Here is a 20,486-nt window from a genome sequence, read left to right as displayed (position 1 = left end):
GCTATCCTTCCGTGGCCCCTCTCCTGAAGTGGAGGGGCTCAGCCAGTGGCTGACTTCGACTATATCGCAATCGACACGCGCGGTGCGGAAAAGCGCGGGCATGTCGCCGCCGCGTCGATCGACGCCGCCCGGACGGCGCTCGACCGGCAGCGGCTGTACGTCGTGCGTCTCGAACCCGGTTCGCCGCCGGTCGCGACGGCGCGGCCGCTGTTCGGGCTCAAGCTGGGTCGCGCGAAGATGAGCGGCAAGCAATTGACGCTATTCACGCGCCAGCTCGCGACGCTCAACCGCGTATCCCCGCTGGAGGAATCGCTCCGCACGATCACCCGCCAGACCGAGCAGGACAGCGTCCGCGCGATCGTCGCGGAGGTGCATGTCGGCGTCGTCGAGGGTCGCCGTCTCGCCGATTCGATGGCGCGCGAGCCGAAGAGCTTCCCCCCGCTCTACCGCGCGATGGTCGCCGCGGGCGAGAGTTCGGGCACGTTGCCGACGATCCTCGACCGGCTGGCGGCGTTGCTGGAACGGCAGGCGGAAATCCGCGGCAAGCTCATCACCGCGCTCGCGTATCCCGCGATCCTCGCGATCGTCGCGCTCGGCGTCGTCACGGCGCTGATGATGTTCGTCGTGCCGCAGGTGGTGGAGCAGTTCGACACGGTCGGGCAGGAGCTTCCGTTCCTGACGCGCATGGTCATCGCCTTTTCCGACCTGCTGGTCGGGTGGTGGTGGGCGATGCTGCTGGTGGTGGCGCTGGCGGGCGTGGTGCTGTGGCAGGCGCTGAAACAGCCGCCGATCCGGCTCGCTTTCGACAGCTGGCTATTGCGCATTCCACTGATCGGGCGGCTGCTGCGCGATCTGCACGCGGCGCGGATGGCACGGACGCTGGGGACGATGGTCGCCAGTCGCCTGCCGCTGCTCGACGGACTGATGCTGACCGCGGGCACGATCCACAATCGCCGGCTTCGCGTCGCGTCCGACGACATCGTCGAGGCGATCCGCGGCGGCGGCAGCCTGTCGGCGGCGATGCGGCGTGCGGGCGTCTTTCCGCCGCTGCTGACGTATCTGGCGGCATCGGGAGAGGCGGCGGGGCGGCTGGACGAGATGCTGGAACGCGCCGCCGACTATCTGGAGCGCGAGTTCGATCGGTTCACCGCAACCGCCCTGTCGCTGCTGGAGCCGGCGATCATCGTCATCATGGGCGGCATCGTCGCGACGATCGTGCTGTCCATCCTGCTGCCGATCCTGCAACTGAACACGCTTGCCGGCGGGTAGCGGCGGGACAATGAGAGGTCACATGCGTATCAAGGACAAGAAGCCGCCGAAGCGTAACGGCTTCACGCTCGTCGAACTGATGGTCGTGATCGTCATCATCGGCCTGCTCGCGACGATCGTGGCGCTCAACGTGCTGCCATCGGGCGACACCGCGCGCATACAGAAGGCGAAGGCCGACATCGCGCAGATCGAGGGCGGGCTGGAACTTTATCGCCTTCAGATGAGCGTCTTTCCGACCACCGCACAGGGCCTGAACGCGCTGGTCAGTGCGCCGGCCGGCGTCGATGCCTCCCGCTATCAGCAGGGCGGCTATATCAAGCGGCTGCCCGACGATCCGTGGGGCAAGCCGTATCTCTACGCATCGCCCGGTCAGCATGGCGAGGCCGATGTCTGGACCTATGGCGCGGACGGCAAGGAAGGCGGCGAGGGGATCAATGCCGATATCGGCAGCTGGCAGTAGGCGCCACCGCGACCGCTCCGGCGAACGCGGCTTCACGCTGATCGAGCTGATGATCGTCGTCACGATCATCGGCCTGTCGGCGGCCGTCGTCGCGTTCGTCATGCCCGATCCCCGGGGTCGCGTGCTGGACGAGGGGCTGCGCTTCGCCGCGCGGATCAAGGCGGCACGCGATGTCGCGATCGTCGGTGGCACGCCGGTCAGCCTGTGGATCACCAGCGGCGGCTATGGCTTCGACCGGCACAGCGACGGAGCGTGGGTCCCGCTGTCGGAAAAGCCGCTGCGGGTCGAACGCTGGTCGGAAGGGACGCGCGCCAGCATTCCCGACGCCAGCGGCCGGGTGCGCGTGACGTTCGACCCGACCGGCACCGCCGATCGCGGCGCGGACATCCGGCTGGCGCGGGGTACCGCCGACGCTCTGGTCAGCATCGGCGCCGACGGAGAGGTTCGCGCCGATGCGCAGTAAGCTCCGGGAACAGGGCTTCACGCTCATCGAAATCATGGTCGCGCTGGCGGTCTTCAGCCTCGCCGCACTGGCACTGGTCCGCCTCGAAAGTGCGACCGTGCGCGGCGCGAGCATCATCGACGAGGATGTCGCCGCCGAACTCGTCGCTCGCAACGTCGCGCTGGACGCGCTGACGGAGGCGGAGGCTCCGATGCCGGGCCGCACGTCCGGCGCGGAGACGAATGGTGGTCGCGCGTGGCGGTGGACGCGGCAGGTGTCGTCGGTCGGCGACGCACGCGTGGTTCGCATCGACGTCGCGGTCGCCAATCGTCGCGGGCAGGTCGTCGGCCGCTTCACGATGGTCCGGCCCCCGAGCATTCCGGTGCTGACCACATGACCCACGCTGTATCCAAGCGATATTCCGCCCGACACGGCTTCGCACCGATGGGGCGCTCTGCCGAATATGGCTTCGCACCGATGAGGCACTCCGCCGAACACGGCTTCACGCTGGTCGAGGTCATGGTCTCGCTGATGATCTTCGGGATGATCGCGGCGGCGGGCGTAGCGATCCTGTCGTTCAGCATTCGGGCGCAGGCGGCGACGACGAAGCGGCTGGACGACGGCGCGGCGCTGGTGCGAACGATTACCGCCCTCTCGGCCGATCTGGCGCAGGCGCTGCCAAGGGCGGCACGCGACGAATCGGGCACGTTGCGTCCGGCGTTTGTCGGCGAGAACGGGAGCGTGGCGATGGTGCGCGGCGGCTGGACCAATATCGATGCCGCTGCGCGACCGGGCGCGCAGAAGCTGGTGTGGCAGATCGTCGACGGGACGCTCCAGCGGATCGGCTATCCGCAGATCGACGGTGCCGCGCCGCTATCCGCCACGCCGATGCTGACTGGCGTCCGCGACCTGACGCTCCGCTATCGCTTCAACGGGGCGTGGAGCGATCGATGGGATGGCGCGGGCGGCATCCCGCTGCCGCAGGCGATGGAGATGCGAATGACGCGCCGCGACGGCACCGCGTATCGCGCGATGTTCCTGATCGGCACCGGCTATGCGCCGCCACCTCCCGCACGGCCCGACGATGAAAGTTGATCCCCGCGAAAAGGGCGCGGCGCTGTTGACCGTGCTGATGCTGGTCGCCGTGATCGCGGTCATGGCGGGCGGCGCGCTGGAGAAGCTGCGCCTGTCCACCCGCTTGGCGGCCAACGCCGCCGCGGGGGAGCAGGCGCGCGCGTATGCCGTCGCGGCGGAGGCAATGGCGGCCGTCCGGGTCGGCACGCTGCTCGAACGCAGCCCGAAGCGGATCACGCTGGCGGGGGGGTGGAGCGACCAGCCCTTTGGCCTGCCGCTACCGGGCGGCGGGTTGGCGACCGCGCGCGTGACCGACGGCGGCAATTGCTTCAACCTCAACGGCCTCGTGACGCAGGTCGCGCCCGGCATCTATTCGTCCGGCGACATCACGCAACGGGTGCGGTTCACCCGGCTGATGGGGTTGCTCGGCATTCCGCAACAGGTGGCGCAACAGGTGTCCGGCGGGGCCGCGGACTGGATCGACACCGATCAGGACCAGCAGGCGGCCGGGGCCGAGGATGCGCGGTACAGCGGTTACCGGACGTCGGGCACGCTGATGGCCGACCCCAGCGAGCTGCGCGCGGTGTCGGGCGTGACCCCGGAAATATACGAGGCGCTTCGCCCGTGGATCTGCGCGCTGCCGACGACCGAGCCGTCGACGATCAACGTCAACACGCTGCTGCCCGAACAGGCTCCGTTGCTGGCGATGGTCGGCCCGGACACGCTGTCGGTCGACGCGGCGCGCGCGCTGCTGATGCGGCGCCCCCCGCAGGGATATGGTGATGCAAACGCGGTCTTCGGCGGCCTCGCCAATGCCGGCAGCCAGCAGATCGCGTTCACCTCCACTTGGTTCCGGCTCCGGATCGACGTGACGGTGCCGGGAGCTGCGCTGGAGGAAAGAGCATTGATCGACGCGACGAGGCTTCCCGTCCGGCTCGTCTCGCGGCAATGGGGCGAGGATACATGACCACGCTGTTGTTCCTCCCCACCGGCGATACCGGATTCCGCTGGCTGCGCGTCGGCGACGGCGGCACGATGGCGCGCGGTGACGGCGTGCCGCAGGGCGACGATCCGATCGTCGCGGTCACACCCGCCGACGCCGTGACATTGCACTGGGCGGACCTGCCGACCCGCTCTGCGGCACAGGGGATCGCCGCGGCACGCCTGCTGGCGGCGGAGGCGAGCGCCGCGCCCGTCGGGGAACTTCACGTCGCGGTCGGTAGCGAGGGCGAAGGGGCCGAGCGCCCGATCGGCGTCGTCGGCGCGGGCACGATGCAGGCGTGGCTGGCGCAGCTCGCCGGCGCGGGCGTCGATCCGGTGGCGATGATCCCCGCACCGATGCTGCTGCCGCGCCCCGACGACGGATATATCCGTGCCGATATCGGCGGACAGGGCGTGGTGCGCGGCCGCACTGCCGGCTTCGCGGACGAGGCGCGGCTGACCGACCTCGTCACCGGTGACACGCCGCCGCAACCGCTGGACCGCGCGGCACTGGATGCAGCGCTGTTCCGGGCGGCGGCGGAGCCGGCGCTGGACCTGCGGCAGGGAGTATTCGCGCGGCGGCGCGGTTTCGCGATCGACTGGCGGCTGGTTCGCCGGCTCGCGGTGATGGCGCTGGCCCTGCTGGCGGTGACGCTGGCCATTTCGCTGGTGCGGCTCGCCAAATACAGCTTCGCCGCCGACCGGCTCGAGGCGAAGGCCGACGCGCTCGCCGCCACGGCGCTGCCGCGCGGCGAGACGGTGACCGATCCCTCTCGGCAACTGACCGAGCGTCAGCGGCGGACGTTCGGCCCCGGCGCGGGCTTCTCCACCACTGCCGCCGCTGCCTTCGCCGCGGTGCGCGCGGTGCCGCAGACCGAGCTGACCGGGCTGGACTTCACCAACGACGGCGCGCTGCGGCTGTCGGTGGCGACCGAACGCGAATCGGCGGCGACCGACCTGAAACGGGCGCTGGAACGCGCGGGCTTCACCGTCCGCGCCAGCACGTTCGTCGCAAACGGCACTCGCGTCAGCGGCGAACTGACCGTGACCGCGCCATGATCGCGCTGAAGACATGGTTCGGGCAGCGGTCGAAGCGCGAGCAGAGATTGTTGCTGGTGATGGCCGCGCTCGCCGTCGTGACGATCGTCTGGGGCCTCGTCATCCGCCCCGCCGCCGATGCGCTGTCGAGCGCGCGGGAACGGCATGCGGCCGCGGTGATCCGGCTGGGCGAGACGCACAATCTGGTCGACTCGCTGCGGCAGGCCCGACGTGCGCCGCCGATCGTCGGCACGCTGACGGAGATCGTCCGTACCCGCGCCGAAGAGGCCGGCTTTCCGCTCGCCAGTATCGATCCCGACGGCGGCGGCGACGGCGTTCGCGTCGCGATCACGTCCGCGCGGGGTGCGGCGCTGTCGACTTGGCTGGCCCGGCTGGAACGCAGCGGCGTGGTCGTCGAAAGCGCGGCGCTGACGGACAATGGCGACCGCACCGTCGCCGCGCGGCTGGTGCTGCGGAGCCGCGGGCAATGAAGCGCATCCGCCTGACGACCGGCCCCACCGCGCTGTTCGGCGCGATGCTGGTGCTGGGGCTGGTCGTGTTTCTGCCGATGCGGCTGGTGCTCGGTTGGGCCGGCGTCGGCGATCAGGGCGTCGTGGCGCGTGCTGTCAGCGGCACGATCTGGGGCGCGACGCTGTCGGAGGTGAAGTTCGGCGATCTCGCGCTGGGGGACCTCCGCGCGCGCCTGTCGCCGTGGCCGCTGCTGACGGGGCGCGCGACGATCGTCGTCGCCGGTCCCGGCGGGATCGGCGCGCCGCCGCTGTCCGGCAAGGCGTTCGTCAGCCGCAGCGGCATGGGCATCGACGGCTTTACCGCGCGTCTGGCGACGGGGTCGACGTTCCAGCCACTACCCGTGTCGGCGATCGACCTCGACGCGCTGACGGTGCGTTTCCAGGATGGGCAGTGCGTCGCGGCGCAGGGCCGTGTCGTCGCGACGCTGGCGGGGGAGGCGTCCGGCATCGCGCTGCCCTCTTCGGTCAGCGGCAACGCCCGGTGCGATGCCGGCGCGCTCCTGCTGCCGCTCGCCAGTGCCGGGGGCGGGGAGGCGATCGCCCTGCGGATATCGGGCGGCGGTCGCTACCGCGCCGACCTGTCGCTGCGCCCCAGCGATCCGGCTGCCGGCGAGCGTCTGGCCGCCAGCGGCTTCACCGCCGGACCGGACGGATATCGGCTTTCGGTCGAAGGTCGCTTCTGATGGTCTTGACGGCGGACCGTCAGGGACGCTAGGGGCGCTGCTCTTCGCGGCGACCGTAGTTCAATTGGTTAGAGCGTCGGCTTGTGATGCCGGAAGTTGCGGGTTCAAGTCCCGTCGGTCGCCCCACTTCTTCACAGCCGAGAACCCGCGATGACCGATTGGGGCTTTCCCGATTTCGACGACCATGAGGGCGTCCACCTGTTCACCGACCCCGCGTCGGGTCTTCAGGCCGTCATCGCGATCCACTCGACGTCGCTTGGGCCGGCCGCCGGCGGTGCCCGCTTCTGGCATTATGCGACCACCGACGCCGCGATCACCGATGCGCTGCGCCTGTCGCGCGGCATGAGCTACAAGAACGCCATGGCCGGCCTGGAACTGGGTGGCGGCAAGGGCGTCGTGCTTGCGGCCAAGCCCGGCGACGTTATCACCAGCGCGCAACTCGAAGCATTCGGCCGATCGGTCGAATCGCTCGGCGGCCGTTACGTGACCGCCGAAGACGTCGGTATGTCCGAAGAGCGGATGAAGATCATCGCCGGACAGACGAAATATGTCTCCGGCCTGCCCGTCGCCAGCGGCGCCGCGGGTGGCGATCCCGGTCCCTACACTGCCCATGGCGTCTATCTCGGCGTGAAGGCGGCTGCCGCACGCGGTCTCGGCGCGACCGACATGAAGGGCGTCCGCGTCGCCGTGCAGGGCCTCGGCTCGGTCGGTGGCGGCCTTGCAAAGTTGCTGGCCAACGACGGCGCGATCCTGACGCTGGCCGATGTCGACGAGGGTCGTGCCAACCGCATGGCCGGAGAACTCGGCGCAACCGTCGTATCGCCGGAAGCGATCCTGACGCAGGACGTCGATCTCGTCAGCCCCAACGCGCTCGGCGCGATCCTGACCGAGGCTAGCATCGCCGCACTGACCGCCAAGGTCGTCGCGGGCGGGGCCAACAACCAGCTCGCGACACGGGGCGAGGGGCAGCGGCTGCACGATCGCGGCATCCTCTACGCGCCCGATTATGTCATCAACGCGGGCGGGATCATCAATGTCGGGCTTGAATATCTCGGCCACGGCGACGAGTCCGAAGTCATGGCCCGTATCGCCCGCATCCCCGAGCGACTGGTCGAGGTTTGGGACGAAAGCGACCGCACCGGTCAGCCGGCGTCGGACGTGGCGGATCAACTGGCGAAGCGCCTGATCGATCGTTGAGGGTATCACGCGAAGCACTCTCCTCTCCAAGTCTCGCGTGACGGCGCGTCACTTTCACCATAATAGCGATCGCTCAGTGCCGACGCTCCACGCCCTCGCCAATCCCGCCCGCTTCATCCGGATCGCGCGCCCGTTGACGCCCCTCCTGTTCTGGGTGGGCGTGGTGCTAATCGCGATCGGCTGCTGGGCGGGCCTGACCCAAACGCCGCCCGACTATCTTCAGGGTGAGAGTGTCCGCATCCTGTACATCCACGTGCCGACCGCGTGGCTCGGCATGGGCGGATGGACGGGTATCGCGCTGTCCTCGATCGCGCTCCTCGTCTGGCGCCATCCGCTCGCCGCTATCGCCGCGCGGGCGATCGCCGTGCCGGGGGCGCTGTTCGCGGCGCTGTGTCTGGTCAGCGGTGCGATCTGGGGCCGACCGACCTGGGGAACGTACTGGCAGTGGGATGGGCGGCTGACGTCGATGCTGCTGCTGTTCTTCGTCTATTGTGCCTATATCGCATTGGCCCGTGCCGATGCGGATCGCGGTGGCGACGGACGCGTGCCGGCGCTGTTCGGCATCGCTGGCACGGTTTTGCTGCCGATCATCCGCTATTCGGTGATCTGGTGGAATACGCTGCATCAGGGGCCGAGTATCGGGCTGACCAGATCGACCATAGCCGGATCGATCCTGTGGCCGCTGCCGTTCATGCTCGCGGGCTTCACCTGCCTGTTCGGCGCGATTGTGCTGATGCGGATGCGAACGCTGCTGGCGAAGGCGAAGGCGGAGGCGCGGATGCGTCGGATGGCGCGGGCATGAGGTGGCAGGTATGAACCCCTGGCCCTTCGTGACCGCGGCCTATGCGGTGGTGCTTGGCGGTGCGGCGGTGCTGGCCTGGCTGTCGTTCGTCGCCATGCGGCGCGCTGAGAAGCGGTCGTGAAGGCGAAGCATCAACGCATGACGCTCGTCCTGCTTGCGCTGGGTGCGGTCGCAGTCGCGGCGGTGCTGGCTTTGTCGGCGCTGCAGGATCAGGCCGCATTCTTCTACGCACCGTCCGACGTCGCCCGCAGCGGCCTGCCACTGGGCCGCGCCGTCCGGCTCGGCGGGATGGTCGAGGCGGGCTCCGTCATGCGTGCCGCCGATGGCGTGACCGTCCAGTTCGTCGTGACCGATGGCAAGGCGACGACATCCGTCACCTATGCCGGCATCGTCCCCGACCTGTTCCGCGAAAGATCGGGCGTCGTCGCAGAGGGGCAGTTCCAGCCTGACGGCTCATTCGTGGCCGGCAACCTGCTCGCCAAGCACGACGAGAAATACATGCCGCCGGAACTGGCCGGCAAGATGCACGAGACGAAGACGCTGGAACAATGATCGCCGAACTGGGTCTTGCCGCGCTGTGGCTCGCCGCTGCGCTCGCCGCGCTGCAACTGGCGCTGGCGGTGATCGGTCTGCGTCGGGGGGAGGCGCCCGTCCTTGCCACGGTGCGGCCGGTCGCGCTGGTGCAGGGTGCGCTGATCGGCATCGCCATGCTGGCGCTGATCGCCGTCTTCCAGATCTCCGACATGTCGGTGAAGCTGGTTGCGGAGAACAGCCACTCCGCCAAGCCGTGGGTCTACAAGGTCGCCGGCGCATGGGGCAATCACGAGGGGTCGATGCTCCTGTGGGTCACGATCCTCGGCCTCGCGGGCGGGGCCGTGGCCTGGTTCGAGAAGACGCTGGCGGAGCGCACGCTGATCGCGACGCTCGGCGCGCAGGCAGCGATCGCGCTGGGCTTCTACGCCTTCCTGCTGTTCGCCTCCAACCCGTTCGCGCGGCTCAATCCGCCGGCCATCGACGGCGCCGGCCTCAACCCGCTGTTGCAGGACCCCGGCCTCGCCTTCCACCCGCCGACGCTCTACGCGGGCTATGTCGGGCTGTCGGTCGCGTTCTCGTTCGCGGTGGGGGCGCTCGTAACCCGCGATGTCGGGCGCGACTTCGCACGGGCGATGCGGCCATGGGTGCTGGGCGCGTGGATCTTCCTGACGCTGGGGATCACGGCCGGCAGCTACTGGGCCTATTACGAATTGGGCTGGGGCGGCTGGTGGTTCTGGGACCCGGTCGAGAATGCGTCGTTGATGCCGTGGCTGGCGGCGACCGCCCTCCTGCATTCGGTGACGGTGCTGGCGACCCGCGACGGGTTGCGCGCATGGACGGTGATGCTGGCGGTCGTCGCCTTTTCGATGTCGATGCTGGGCACCTTCCTCGTTCGCTCCGGTATCCTGACCAGCGTCCACGCCTTCGCAGTCGATCCACGCCGGGGCGCCTTCATCCTCGTGCTGCTCGCGCTCTACATCGGCGGCGCGCTCGCCCTGTTCGCGGCGCGGGTCGGCACGGTGCGACAGGGGACGACGTTCGATCCCGTCAGCCGCGAAGGCGGCCTCGTCGCCAACAACCTGCTGCTCTCCGTGATCCTCGGTATCGTCCTGATCGGCACGCTCTATCCGATCGTCGCGGCCGGGTTCGGCGTGCAATTGTCGGTCGGGCCGCCGTTCTTCAACAAGGCGGCGGGGCCGCTGGCGTTGATCCTGATCGTCGTCATGGCGGTCGGTCCGCTGATCCGCTGGCGGCGCGACGATGCGCAGGCGCTCATCGTGCGCGCGGTCTGGCCGATCGGGATCACCGCGTTCGCCTTCGCCGCGCTCGTCGTCTTCGCGATGCCGATCGGGGTGCTGCCGCTGCTCGGCCTGTCGCTCGCCGCCGGGCTGGCGGTGGCCAGCGTCGCCCCGCTATGGGGTCGCGATCTGCGACGGACGCCGCTTTTCACCTGGGGCATGGTCGTTGCGCATCTTGGCATCGCCGTCAGCCTGGCCGGGATGGCCTGCGATTCGGCCTTCACCGTCGAGCGATTGATCGCGCTGCGTGGCGGTGATGCGACGCGCGTCGGCCCGTACCGGGTGACGCTCGATGGGATTTCCCCGGTCGTCGCCGACAACTGGTCCGCATTGCAGGCGCGATTGACCGTCGAACGCGACGGCGACAGGACGCGACTCTATCCGCAATCGCGCACCTTCTCCGATCCACCGACCACGACCAGCGAGTCGGCGATCATGACCGTGCTCGATGGTCAGCTCTACACCGTCCTTGGCCAGCCCGACGGCACCGGTCGGTGGCAGGTGCGATTGTGGTGGAAGCCGTTCGTGACGTTGATCTGGGCCGGCGGCGGACTCGTCGCGCTTGGCGGCGCGCTGTCGCTGGTCGGTCGCCTGCGCAAACGCCGGCCGCGCGTGGAGGCATGGGCATGAGACGCTGGCTGCTCTGGCTGCCGCTCGGTGCGTTCGCGCTGTTGGTGGCCGTCGTCGCCAGTGGCCTGATGCGGCCGGCCGACCGCACCGTCCGGTCGGCGCTGGCGTGCAAGCCGCTGCCCGCCTTCACGCTGGCCCCGTCCGTGCCAACCAAGCCCGGCCTGTCGTCGGATTCGATGCGCGGGCAGGGGCCGCGCCTGCTCAACGTCTTCGCCAGCTGGTGCATCCCGTGCATCGCCGAAGCGCCGCAATTGCTGAAGCTGGAGGCCGCCGGGGTGCCGATCGACGCGATCGCCGTCCGCGATACCCCGCGCGCTGTGCAGGGGTTCCTTGCCCGCAATGGCGATCCCTATGCACGGATCGGCGATGACCGGCAGAGTGCCGTGCAATTGTCGCTCGGCTCGTCCGGCGTGCCCGAGACGTTCCTGATCGACGGCAAGGGCGTGATCGTAAAGCAATATGTCGGCGACATCCGGCCCGATCAGGTCGACGCGGTCATCGCCGACTGGCGCGCCGCCCGATGAGACGCGCGCTCCTGTTGGCGGCGCTGGTCGCCGCCCCCGTCGCGGCGCAGACCAGCGCACCCGCCGCCTATGCGGACACGCAACTTGCCGATCCCGGGCAGGAGGCGCAGGCGCGGGGCTTGATGGAGACGCTCCGCTGCGTCGTCTGTCAGGGCCAGTCGATCGCCGACAGCGACGCTCAGATGGCCAGCGACATGCGCGCGCTGGTCCGCCAGCGTATCCGCGCCGGTGAGCGGCCGGAGGCGATCCGTGCCTGGCTGATCGACCGCTATGGCGACTATATCAGCTATGATCCGCCGTTCGGTACGGCCACCGCGGCGCTTTGGCTGACGCCGGTCGCGCTGCTGGTGGCGGGCGTGTGGATCGCTCGCGGCAGCTTCCGGAGGCGGCGGACGTGATCGGCTGGATCGTTCTGGCGGTTCTCGCGGCGGCGGCGTTCGGTGCGATGGTCGCGTTGCGCGTACCCCGTCTGTTGTGGTCGATGGTCGGCGCGGCGCTGATGCTCGGCACGACGGGGTATGCGTTGCAGGGCAGGCCGGCGCTGCCCGCCGCGCCGGTAGCCCCGGACAACCAGTCGCTGGTCGTCGACGAGGCGCTGGCGAACCTGCGCACCGACATGTTCGGCCGCTATGGTTCGGAGAGCGCCTATTTGACCGCCGCCGACGCGCTCTCCCGCGGTGGCAATCCGCGCTACGAGGTGGAGGCGCTGCTTGGGGGAATCCGGACCTCGCCGAGAAGCGTGCAATTGTGGACCGCGCTGGGCGACGCACTGGCACGGCATGACCGGCAGTTGTCGCCTGCGGCGCGCTTCGCGTTCGACCGGGCGCGGCAACTGGAGCCGGCGCATCCGGGACCGTATTTCTTTTTGGGTGTGGCGCAGGTTCGTTCCAACGACTTCCCGGCGGCGCGGGACTCGTGGCGACGGGCATTGGCGAAGACGCCGGCCGGTGCGGCGTATCGGGTATCAATCGAGCAGCGGCTTGCGCTGCTGGACCGTCTACTGAGTGTCGACCCGGCGGCGGACAGGGCTAAATAGCGTCGATGGGGCGTATCGGGCAGACCGCCTTGAACTCCCCCTTATTTCCATGAATTCCGTCATTGCGAACACGGGGGACAATCCAGAGCGTTGCGTAACACTCTGGATTGCTTCGCCAAACTCGCAATGACGGCACCGGTTCAAATTGCTTGCGAAGATTCCCGGGAACAGAGGTCTTCGCTGGCCTGATCCAACGTCGCGCAGACGCGTGGATCAATCCGTCTTCCCGCGCCCCGTCTTCGCCTGCAACTCGTCGATCCGCTTCGACGCATCTGCCTTCGACAGGCTGTCGTCGAACTCCTCGTGCGCCTCTTCGGACAGTGTCTTCAGGTAGCTTGCCTGCGCGCCGGTCATTGCCTCGTCGCCGGTCGTCCAGTCATCGGGATCCTTCTCGGCGTTGGAGAACGTGTCGGATTTCGGGTTGTCGGTCATCGTGGAATTCCTTTCGGACGACCAACAACCCTGTTCCGTGTTCGTTCCAGTCAGTCTCGCCGAAACTCAAGCTGGCTCGAACGTCAGGTCCAGCGCATCGGCGACGGCCTTGTGCCGGATCTTGCCGCCCGACACGTTCAGCCCGGCTGCCAGATGCGGGTCCGCGGCCATCGCCGCGTCCGCACCCATATTCGCCAGCTTCAGCGCGAACGGCAGCGTCGCATTGTTCAGCGCGAACGCCGACGTCCGAGCGACCGCACCCGGCATGTTGGCGACGCAGTAATGGATCACCCCGTCAACCTCGAACACCGGGTCCTCGTGCGTGGTCGCGTGCGACGTCTCGAAACAGCCGCCCTGATCGATCGCGATGTCGACCAGCACGCTGCCGCGCTTCATCGTCTTCAGCATCTCGCGCGTCACCAGCTTCGGGGCCGCCGCACCCGGCACCAGCACCGCGCCGATCACGAGATGGGCGTTCTTCACCGCCGCCGTGATCGCCGCCTTGCTGGCATAGGCGGTCTTGATCTGGCTGGAGAAGAACATGTCCAGCTCGGCCAGCCGCGCCATGTTCAGGTCGTAGATCGTCACGTCGGCACGCATCCCGACCGCCATCTGCGCTGCATTGATGCCGGACACGCCGCCGCCCAGAATGGCGACCTTCGCCGGTGCGACGCCGGGCACGCCGCCGAGCAGGATGCCGCGACCGCCCTGTTCCTTCTCCAGGTAATGCGCGCCGACCTGCACCGACATGCGGCCCGCGACCTCGCTCATCGGCTTCAGCAGCGGCAGTCCGCCGCCCTGCGCCGTCACCGTTTCGTACGCGATGCACGTCGCGCCGGACTTCATCAGCCCCTCCGCCTGCGGCTTGTCGGCGGCGAGGTGGAGATAGGTGAATAGCAGGTGCCGCGGCTCCAGCATCGCGATCTCGACCGCCTGCGGCTCCTTCACCTTCACGATCATCTCGGCAGCGGCGAACACCGACTTCGCGTCGGGCAGGATCGTCGCGCCGACAGCCTCGTAATCGGCATCCTCGAAGTCGATGCCGGCACCCGCCTGCGTCTCGACCATGACCTCGTGACCGGCAGAGACCAGGTCGGCCACCGACGGCGGCGTCAGGCCGACGCGATACTCGTGATTCTTGATTTCCTTGGGAACACCGATTTTCACAGAGCCGCTCCTATTAGATTGTTGCGCACGCTATAGCGGCCCGCCTGCGCCGTTGCACGCGTCGCGGCAGGGGTGTAGTCGACGCGACATGACGAACAGGGGCGTTGACGGGCTGACCAGCCCCTATCGTACTGACAGCGCACGACCCGGAGCGTCGCGGCCGTGACCGCGACGCAGGTGGCGACGGAGTCGGCTCCGTCGCCGATGGACAGCGGCCATCACCACGGTGACGGCATGCTGAAACTCGCATTGGGTGCGATCGGCATCGTCTTCGGCGATATCGGCACCAGCCCGCTCTATGCGTTCCGCGAGACGTTCGCCGGCCACCACCCGCTGACGCTCGATCCCGCCCACATCATGGGCGTACTCAGCCTGATGTTCTGGTCGATGATGATCGTGGTGACGGTGAAATACGTCATCATCATTATGCGCGCCGACAACCGGGGGGAGGGCGGCAGCCTCGCGTTGCTGGCGCTGATCTCCGGCAAGACCAAGGTCAAGCGGTGGAGCAACGGCATCGTCCTGCTGGGCGTGTTCGCGACCGCCCTGTTCTACGGCGACAGCATGATTACCCCCGCCGTGTCGGTGCTGTCCGCGGTCGAGGGCGTGGCGGTGGCCGCGCCGGCCTTTGCGGGGCTGGTGCTGCCGATCGCGGTCGTCATCCTGATCTTCCTGTTTTCGATCCAGCGCGGCGGCACCTCGCGCGTCGGCCTGTATTTCGGGCCGATCATGCTCGTCTATTTCGGCACGATCGCCGTGCTGGGGACGCTCAGCGTGCTCCAGAATCCGGACGTGCTCTGGGCCTTCTCTCCGCATTATGCCGTGCAGTTCTTCCTGATGGACCCGCTGCGTGCGTTTCTCGCGCTCGGCTCGGTGGTGCTTGCGGTGACCGGGGCAGAGGCGCTGTACGCCGACATGGGCCATTTCGGCCGGCGGCCGATCGGCCTGTCATGGCTGTGGTTCGTGCTGCCCGCGCTGATGCTCAATTATATGGGGCAGGGTGCGCTGCTGTTCCGTGAGGGTGCGGCCGCGCTGGAAAGCCCGTTCTACATGCTCGCGCCGGAGGGGCTGCGGCTGCCGCTCGTCATCCTCGCGACGGCGGCGGCGATCATCGCCAGTCAGGCGGTCATTTCCGGCGCGTTCTCGGTGACGCAGCAGGCAATCCAGCTCGGCTTCATGCCCCGCCTCCGCATCGAGCATACCAGCGCGTCGACCGTCGGCCAGATCTACATCCCGCTCATCAACTGGCTGTTGATGGTGATGGTGATCCTGCTGGTGCTCAGCTTCCGCACCTCGTCGGCGCTGACCTCGGCGTACGGGATCGCGGTGACGGGCGCGATGTTTATCGACACCTGCCTGCTCGCGGTGGTGCTGTTCCGCCTGTGGAAATGGCCGCCCTATGCGGCGGTTCCGCTGCTCACGATCTTCTTCATCGTCGACGGTGCCTATCTCACTGCGAATCTGACCAAGATCCCGGCGGGGGGCTGGTTCCCGCTGCTGGTCGGCTTCGTCGTCTTCACGTTCCTGACGACCTGGTCGAAGGGGCGCAAGCTGATGATCGACCGGCTGCGCGAGGCGGCGATGCCGATCAAAGTCTTCATCGCGTCGGCGGCGACCTCCGCCAGCCGCGTGCCGGGGACGGCGGTCTTCATGACCTCCACGGCGGACGGCGTGCCGCACGCGCTGCTCCACAACCTGAAGCACAACAAGGTCCTGCACGAGCGCATCATCCTCTTGACCGTCGCAGTCGCCGGCCAGCCCTATTGGCCGGAGGCGGATCGGGTGCATCACGACGATCTCGGCGACGGGTTCCACCGTATGATCCTGAAGTTCGGCTTCATGGAGGAGGCGAACGTCCCCGCCGCGCTCAAGCACGCCCACAGCGTCGGTCCGGAATTCCGGATGATGGAAACCAGCTTCTTCCTGTCGCGCCAGACGCTGATCGCGTCAGAACGGCCGGGAATGGCGTTGTGGCGCGAGAAGCTGTTCGCCTGGATGCTGCGCAATGCGGAATCGGCGATGGAGTTTTTTCGCCTGCCGACCAACCGTGTCGTCGAACTCGGCAGCCAGGTCGAGATTTGACGGCCCCGGGCATGCTGGGACAGGGGCCCGCTCCGATCATCGTCACGGCGCTGTTCGGTCGCAACGATCAGGGGTGGTTCGATGCACAGCGCGCGGAGTTCTTCCCGCCCGAGCGCAACGTGCTGGCGGCGCACTGCACCCTGTTCCACCATCTGCCGCCGTCCGCTGCGGAGGAACTGAAGCACCGGTTGACTCAGGAAACCCGTGGCATCCGTGCACCGGTGGCGCGCGTCGGCGGGCTGATGTCGCTGGGACGCGGTGTCGCCTATCGGATCGAATCGCCTGCTTTGGTGGCGATCCGGGGCGGGTTGGCGGAGGCGTTCGCCGGTTTGTTGACCCCGCAGGATGCCGGCGGCTGGCGTCCGCACGTGACGATCCAGAACAAGGTCACACCCTCGGTGGCGAAGCTTCTGCTCGATCGTCTCGCCCGCGACTTCAAGCCTCGCGATGTCGAACTCGCCGGGCTGGCGACGTGGTGGTATCGCGGCGGCCCATGGGAGCCGTTGTCGCGCCACATGTTCGCGTAAAGCGGGAAACCCGCTTGACCGACTTCCGCCGCCCTCCTATCAGCGCCGCTCTTCACGGCTGTGGCGAAGTAGCTCAGCTGGTTAGAGCACGGGAATCATAATCCTGGGGTCGGGGGTTCAAGTCCCTCCTTCGCTACCAGCCGTGAAGAGGTTCCATGGATCGTTGGCTATGAGAATCGCGTCGCTGCGGGCGAGCGCGAGCATCGTCAGCCCGTGCGTCACAGCATGATCGATCGCCAGCGTGGTGGGAGCGGACACCCCTATCAGCAGCGGCGCACCGGCGACCAGCGCCTTGTCCACCATCTCGAAGCTGATCCGCGACGTCACCACGATGAACCCGTCGATCACGCTCCTGGTCGACGCCATCGCACCGACCAGCTTGTCGAGCGCATTGTGCCGGCCGACATCCTCATACGTCGCGATGATCGATCCTCCGCGATCGCAAGCCGCGGCGGCATGCACAGCTCCGGTTCTGGCGTTAAGCGGCTGATGCGCGCGTAATCCAGCCAATGCCGCGAACAACGCGTCCACCTCGACCTCCGGGCGCGGTGGGGGAGCGGCGACGGGCCGGCGCAACTGCTCCAGCCCGGATATCCCGCACAACCCGCAGCCGGTGTCGCTTGTCCGGTGGCGGACGCGATCGTGGATGCGCCCCCGACATCGCTCCGACAGGGCGATCCGCAGGATCCAGCCCGCCTCGGCCTCGAACGGCTCCACATCGAGAATGTCAGTCGCCGAATCCGCCAGACGTTCGGTCAGCATGAACCCCACCGCGAACGCCTCCAGGTCCGCTGGCGTCATCATCATCACCGCGTAACCGAACCCGTCGACCTCTACCGCCACCGGAGCCTCTACGGCGATCGGCCGTCCGGTCACCGCGCGACTATCGGGCCGCAAAATGACGATCCGCCGTTCGTCGGCCGTCACAGTGCCATCAGGTCGTCACGCGTGTTGACGTTGGGGATCGCCACGCCGGACGCGATCGGGATCGCGCCCACCGCTCGCGCCCATCCCCGGACGGAGCGGTCGTCGCCGACCTCCAGATACGACAGCAGTTGCGCCCCCAGTGCCGACGGCCACAGCCCCAAGACCGGCGCATCGCTGCAATAGGCCGGCGCGCGGTGCAGCAGCGTCTCGAACACCGCGTCCGGTACGCGCGGCATGTCGCATCCGATCGTCAGGACGCAGCGGAACCCTCGGCTCGCGCCATGATCCAGCGCAGCCGCGATACCGCCCAGCGGACCCAGTCCGGCGCGCGGAAGGTCGGGCACGGCATCGCCGCCGATCATGACGACCTCCTGCACGAACGGCCGGAGCGCAGCGGCGGCATGATCCGCCAGCGATCGTCCGCCGAACATCGCCTGCGCCTTGTCCGATCCGAACCGGGACGACCGCCCGCCGATCAGCACCGCTCCCAAGATACCGGTCATCGCCTGATCCTGACCGGTATTGACTTTGCCGCCGGGACATGGCTGTCGAGCGCGTGATGCTCGACCGGGATCAGGTAATTGAGTTCGGGGTAATATCCCGCGATACAGCCTGCCGGGATGTCGTATTCGACCACGCGTAGCCCCTCGACGACACGGTCGGTCGCATCTTCTGCATCGCTTTCCAGCGCGATCATATCGCCCTTCTTCAACCCCATGCGCGCCAGATCGCCACGGTTCATCATCGCCACCATGCGCGTACCGCTGATCCCGCGGAACCGGTCGTCATAGCCGTAGATGGTGGTGTTGAACTGGTCGTTCGATCGCAGCGTCACCAGCCGGAACCGGCCGTCGGCATCTGCGAATCCGGCTGCGTTCAGCGCGCGGGGTACGTTGAACTCCGCCTTGCCGCTCTCCGTCTCCCACTGGCGATGCGAGGCGGGGTTACCCTTCCAGAACCCGCCGGGTGTAAACAGACGCTCGTTGAAATTCGAGAATTTGTCCGGATACGTATCTTCGATCGCGGTACGGACCAGCCCGTAATCACCGACCCAGTCGTCCCACGGCACGTTCGGGTTGGGCTCCAGCACAGCGTTGGCGATGCCCGCCACGATCGCCGGTTCGGACAGCAAAGTGTCCGCCGCCGGTGTCGCCTTGCCCACCGATCCATAGATATGGCTGAACGAATCCTCCATCGATACCGCCTGTCGGCCACCAGCCTGCATGTCCTGCTCCATCCGCCCGAGGCAGGGCAGGATCCAGCTTTCCTCGCCGGGGATCAGGTGGCTCTTGTTGAGCTTGGTCGCGATGTGAACGGCGATCGGCAGCTTCGCCCAGCCTTCCTTCATCGCCCCATGCTCCGGCGTCGCGCGCAGGAAATTGCCGCCGAGTTGGACGAAGCCCTGACACTCGCCAGCGATGATCTTGCGACAGGCATCGACCGTGTCCCAGCCCTTTTCGGTCGGCGGCTCGAACTCGAACAGCTCCCTCAGCCGCTCGACGGGTGCGAGCTCGGTCTTCTCGGTGATCCCGACGGTCCGCTGGCCCTGCACATTACTGTGGCCGCGCACCGGCCCCGGACCGGCACCGTCGCGACCGATATTACCGCGCAGCAGCAGCAGGTTGACGATCATGTACAGGCTGTCGATGCCGTAGCGGTGCTGGGTGATGCCCATGCCGTACACGGCAATCACCCTCTCCGCCTCCATGTAAACCCGCGCCGCCGCCTCGATCGCCTCGCGGCTCAGGCCGCTTTCTCGGACGATATCCGGCCAGTCGGCCTTGCGGCAGAAGGCGGCGAACTCCTCGAACCGCACCGTATGTTGCTCGACGAAATGATGGTCGACCACGCGCGGCGCACCGCTCGCCAGCGCGATGTCGTCGGCCTCGATCACGATCTTGCAGATACCAAGGATCGCCGCGATATCGCCACCCGCGCGAAGCTGGTGGTATTGCGATGAGATGCGGGTCGAACCGCCTGTCGTCATCTCCACCGGGTTCTGCGGATCGGTGAACCTTTCCCACCCGCGTTCGCGCAGCGGGTTGAAGTTCACGATTTCGACGCCGCGCTTCACGCAATCGCGCAACGTGTGGAGCATCCGCGGGCTGTTGGTGCCGACATTCTGCCCGAACGCGAAGATCGCGTCGCATTTCTCGTAATCGTCCATCTGGATCGTCGCGACCGGCGATCCGATCGCGTTCTTCAGCCCGACCGAGGTCGTTTCGTGACACATGTTCGACGAATCAGGCAGGTTCTGGCTGCCCCACATCCGCGCGAACAGCGCATACATGTACGACGTCTCCAGCGAGGCGCGCCCCGACGCGTACAGCACGACCTTCTTCGGGTCGCACGTCCTCAGCTTCGCGCCGATCGCCGCGAACGCCTCGTCCCAGCTGGCCGCGACATAGCGATCCGTGGTCCGGTCGTAGCGCATCGGATGCGTCAGTCGGCCCGACTGTTCCAGATCGTGATCCGGCCACGACTCGAGTTCGGTGACGCTATGTTGCTGGAAGAACTCCGGCGTCACTCGCTCGCGCGTCAGCTCCCACGCCGTTGCTTTCGCCCCGTTTTCGCAGAATTCCGCGATATGGGGTTTGGCGGGCTTTCCCCACGCGCAACTGACGCACATCACGCCTTCCGGCTTGTTCTGGCGGCGCAACGCATCGAGCAGATCGGGGCTGATCCCTTCCTTGGGCAGCACCTTCGCCATGCCCTTCATCGAGCCCCAGCCGCCGGCCGCCCCGGTGTATTTCGTGATCTCGATGTCGCTCATGATTCCTCCGCAATCTCATAACGAAGCGGGCGGCGGATCGGTGCCGTGACTGCCGGTTCAAATTCGCCGTCGGAACGCCT

At 67.7% G+C, this 20,486-nt stretch carries 23 protein-coding genes and 2 tRNA genes; 20 read left to right on the top strand and 5 right to left on the bottom strand.

Annotated features, from left to right (window positions below; genetic code table 11):
- Positions 1–45 precede the first annotated feature (45 nt).
- The 17 genes from gspF (at position 46) to ASG07_RS13560 (ending at position 12,498) form a co-directional block, all read left to right on the top strand.
- On the top strand, positions 46–1,269 hold the full coding sequence (gene gspF / locus ASG07_RS13640) for a type II secretion system inner membrane protein GspF (RefSeq protein WP_055847713.1): 1,224 nt from the start codon (positions 46–48) through the stop codon (positions 1,267–1,269).
- A 22-nt stretch (positions 1,270–1,291) separates the two neighbouring features.
- Complete coding sequence (gene gspG / locus ASG07_RS13635; protein ID WP_055847710.1) at positions 1,292–1,729, top strand: type II secretion system major pseudopilin GspG; 438 nt, start codon at positions 1,292–1,294, stop codon at positions 1,727–1,729.
- Positions 1,704–2,192 carry a GspH/FimT family pseudopilin gene (locus tag ASG07_RS13630; RefSeq protein ID WP_055847706.1) on the top strand — a complete coding sequence of 163 codons (489 nt, stop codon included), beginning with the start codon at positions 1,704–1,706 and terminating at the stop codon, positions 2,190–2,192. The genes gspG and ASG07_RS13630 overlap by 26 nt, the downstream gene beginning before the upstream one ends.
- Positions 2,182–2,568 (top strand): type II secretion system minor pseudopilin GspI, encoded by a 387-nt coding sequence (gene gspI / locus ASG07_RS13625; protein WP_055847702.1) that lies wholly within the window; start codon positions 2,182–2,184, stop codon positions 2,566–2,568. Before ASG07_RS13630 ends, gspI begins: the two co-directional genes overlap by 11 nt.
- Before the next feature lie 47 nt (positions 2,569–2,615).
- Positions 2,616–3,266, top strand: coding sequence for a type II secretion system minor pseudopilin GspJ (gspJ, locus tag ASG07_RS13620; RefSeq protein ID WP_236694685.1), 651 nt, complete (start codon positions 2,616–2,618; stop codon positions 3,264–3,266).
- Positions 3,256–4,212, top strand: coding sequence for a type II secretion system minor pseudopilin GspK (gene gspK, locus ASG07_RS13615; protein WP_055848120.1), 957 nt, complete (start codon positions 3,256–3,258; stop codon positions 4,210–4,212). The genes gspJ and gspK overlap by 11 nt, the downstream gene beginning before the upstream one ends.
- Complete coding sequence (gspL, locus tag ASG07_RS13610) at positions 4,209–5,285, top strand: type II secretion system protein GspL (RefSeq protein ID WP_055847699.1); 1,077 nt, start codon at positions 4,209–4,211, stop codon at positions 5,283–5,285. Before gspK ends, gspL begins: the two co-directional genes overlap by 4 nt.
- Positions 5,282–5,755 (top strand): type II secretion system protein GspM, encoded by a 474-nt coding sequence (gene gspM, locus ASG07_RS13605; RefSeq protein WP_055847695.1) that lies wholly within the window; start codon positions 5,282–5,284, stop codon positions 5,753–5,755. Before gspL ends, gspM begins: the two co-directional genes overlap by 4 nt.
- On the top strand, positions 5,752–6,477 hold the full coding sequence (gene gspN / locus ASG07_RS13600) for a type II secretion system protein N (protein WP_055847690.1): 726 nt from the start codon (positions 5,752–5,754) through the stop codon (positions 6,475–6,477). Before gspM ends, gspN begins: the two co-directional genes overlap by 4 nt.
- Before the next feature lie 49 nt (positions 6,478–6,526).
- Positions 6,527–6,603: transfer RNA gene (locus tag ASG07_RS13595), tRNA-His, on the top strand.
- A gap of 24 nt (positions 6,604–6,627) precedes the next feature.
- The gene (locus ASG07_RS13590) at positions 6,628–7,674 is read left to right on the top strand and encodes a Leu/Phe/Val dehydrogenase (RefSeq protein WP_055847687.1); all 1,047 of its coding nucleotides are present in this window, start codon (positions 6,628–6,630) and stop codon (positions 7,672–7,674) included.
- Between the two features lie 76 nt (positions 7,675–7,750).
- Complete coding sequence (gene ccmC, locus ASG07_RS13585; RefSeq protein ID WP_055847683.1) at positions 7,751–8,476, top strand: heme ABC transporter permease CcmC; 726 nt, start codon at positions 7,751–7,753, stop codon at positions 8,474–8,476.
- 117 nt (positions 8,477–8,593) lie between these two features.
- Positions 8,594–9,028 (top strand): cytochrome c maturation protein CcmE, encoded by a 435-nt coding sequence (gene ccmE, locus ASG07_RS13580; protein WP_055847680.1) that lies wholly within the window; start codon positions 8,594–8,596, stop codon positions 9,026–9,028.
- Positions 9,025–10,938 (top strand): heme lyase CcmF/NrfE family subunit, encoded by a 1,914-nt coding sequence (locus ASG07_RS13575; protein ID WP_055847677.1) that lies wholly within the window; start codon positions 9,025–9,027, stop codon positions 10,936–10,938. Before ccmE ends, ASG07_RS13575 begins: the two co-directional genes overlap by 4 nt.
- On the top strand, positions 10,935–11,462 hold the full coding sequence (locus ASG07_RS13570; RefSeq protein WP_055847674.1) for a redoxin family protein: 528 nt from the start codon (positions 10,935–10,937) through the stop codon (positions 11,460–11,462). The genes ASG07_RS13575 and ASG07_RS13570 overlap by 4 nt, the downstream gene beginning before the upstream one ends.
- Positions 11,459–11,860, top strand: coding sequence for a cytochrome c-type biogenesis protein (locus ASG07_RS13565; protein WP_055847669.1), 402 nt, complete (start codon positions 11,459–11,461; stop codon positions 11,858–11,860). The genes ASG07_RS13570 and ASG07_RS13565 overlap by 4 nt, the downstream gene beginning before the upstream one ends.
- Positions 11,857–12,498, top strand: a complete 642-nt coding sequence (locus ASG07_RS13560; protein WP_236694684.1) for a tetratricopeptide repeat protein — start codon at positions 11,857–11,859, stop codon at positions 12,496–12,498. Before ASG07_RS13565 ends, ASG07_RS13560 begins: the two co-directional genes overlap by 4 nt.
- A 213-nt stretch (positions 12,499–12,711) precedes the next feature.
- Here the strand turns inward: ASG07_RS13560 and ASG07_RS13555 are convergent, their stop codons facing one another.
- Together ASG07_RS13555 and ald are read right to left on the bottom strand one after the other, a co-directional pair.
- The gene (locus ASG07_RS13555) at positions 12,712–12,930 is read right to left on the bottom strand and encodes a DUF3072 domain-containing protein (protein WP_055847667.1); all 219 of its coding nucleotides are present in this window, start codon (positions 12,928–12,930) and stop codon (positions 12,712–12,714) included.
- Between the two features lie 66 nt (positions 12,931–12,996).
- Positions 12,997–14,097, bottom strand: coding sequence for an alanine dehydrogenase (gene ald, locus ASG07_RS13550; RefSeq protein ID WP_055847664.1), 1,101 nt, complete (start codon positions 14,095–14,097; stop codon positions 12,997–12,999).
- 204 nt (positions 14,098–14,301) lie between these two features.
- Between ald and ASG07_RS13545 the strand changes: the two genes are divergently transcribed.
- The 3 genes from ASG07_RS13545 (at position 14,302) to ASG07_RS13535 (ending at position 16,845) form a co-directional block, all read left to right on the top strand.
- Complete coding sequence (locus ASG07_RS13545) at positions 14,302–16,179, top strand: potassium transporter Kup (RefSeq protein WP_055848114.1); 1,878 nt, start codon at positions 14,302–14,304, stop codon at positions 16,177–16,179.
- 11 nt (positions 16,180–16,190) lie between these two features.
- Positions 16,191–16,706 (top strand): 2'-5' RNA ligase family protein, encoded by a 516-nt coding sequence (locus tag ASG07_RS13540; protein ID WP_055847660.1) that lies wholly within the window; start codon positions 16,191–16,193, stop codon positions 16,704–16,706.
- 62 nt (positions 16,707–16,768) lie between these two features.
- A tRNA-Met gene (locus ASG07_RS13535) sits at positions 16,769–16,845 on the top strand.
- Here the strand turns inward: ASG07_RS13535 and fdhD are convergent.
- From fdhD to ASG07_RS13520, 3 genes are read right to left on the bottom strand one after another with little or no spacing between them, the layout of a single operon-like run.
- Positions 16,824–17,582 carry a formate dehydrogenase accessory sulfurtransferase FdhD gene (gene fdhD, locus ASG07_RS13530; protein ID WP_236694683.1) on the bottom strand — a complete coding sequence of 253 codons (759 nt, stop codon included), beginning with the start codon at positions 17,580–17,582 and terminating at the stop codon, positions 16,824–16,826. The two genes, ASG07_RS13535 and fdhD, sit on opposite strands and share 22 nt — an antisense overlap.
- 47 nt (positions 17,583–17,629) lie before the next feature.
- Entirely contained in the window at positions 17,630–18,136 is a 507-nt protein-coding gene (locus tag ASG07_RS13525; protein ID WP_055847656.1) for a molybdenum cofactor guanylyltransferase, read from the bottom strand.
- The gene (locus tag ASG07_RS13520; RefSeq protein WP_055847652.1) at positions 18,133–20,406 is read right to left on the bottom strand and encodes an FdhF/YdeP family oxidoreductase; all 2,274 of its coding nucleotides are present in this window, start codon (positions 20,404–20,406) and stop codon (positions 18,133–18,135) included. Before ASG07_RS13520 ends, ASG07_RS13525 begins: the two co-directional genes overlap by 4 nt.
- Positions 20,407–20,486: the final 80 nt, after the last annotated feature.

The organism is Sphingomonas sp. Leaf343 (assembly GCF_001423765.1).
Lineage (GTDB): Bacteria > Pseudomonadota > Alphaproteobacteria > Sphingomonadales > Sphingomonadaceae > Sphingomonas.
This window is presented reverse-complemented; position numbering and strand designations above follow the sequence as displayed.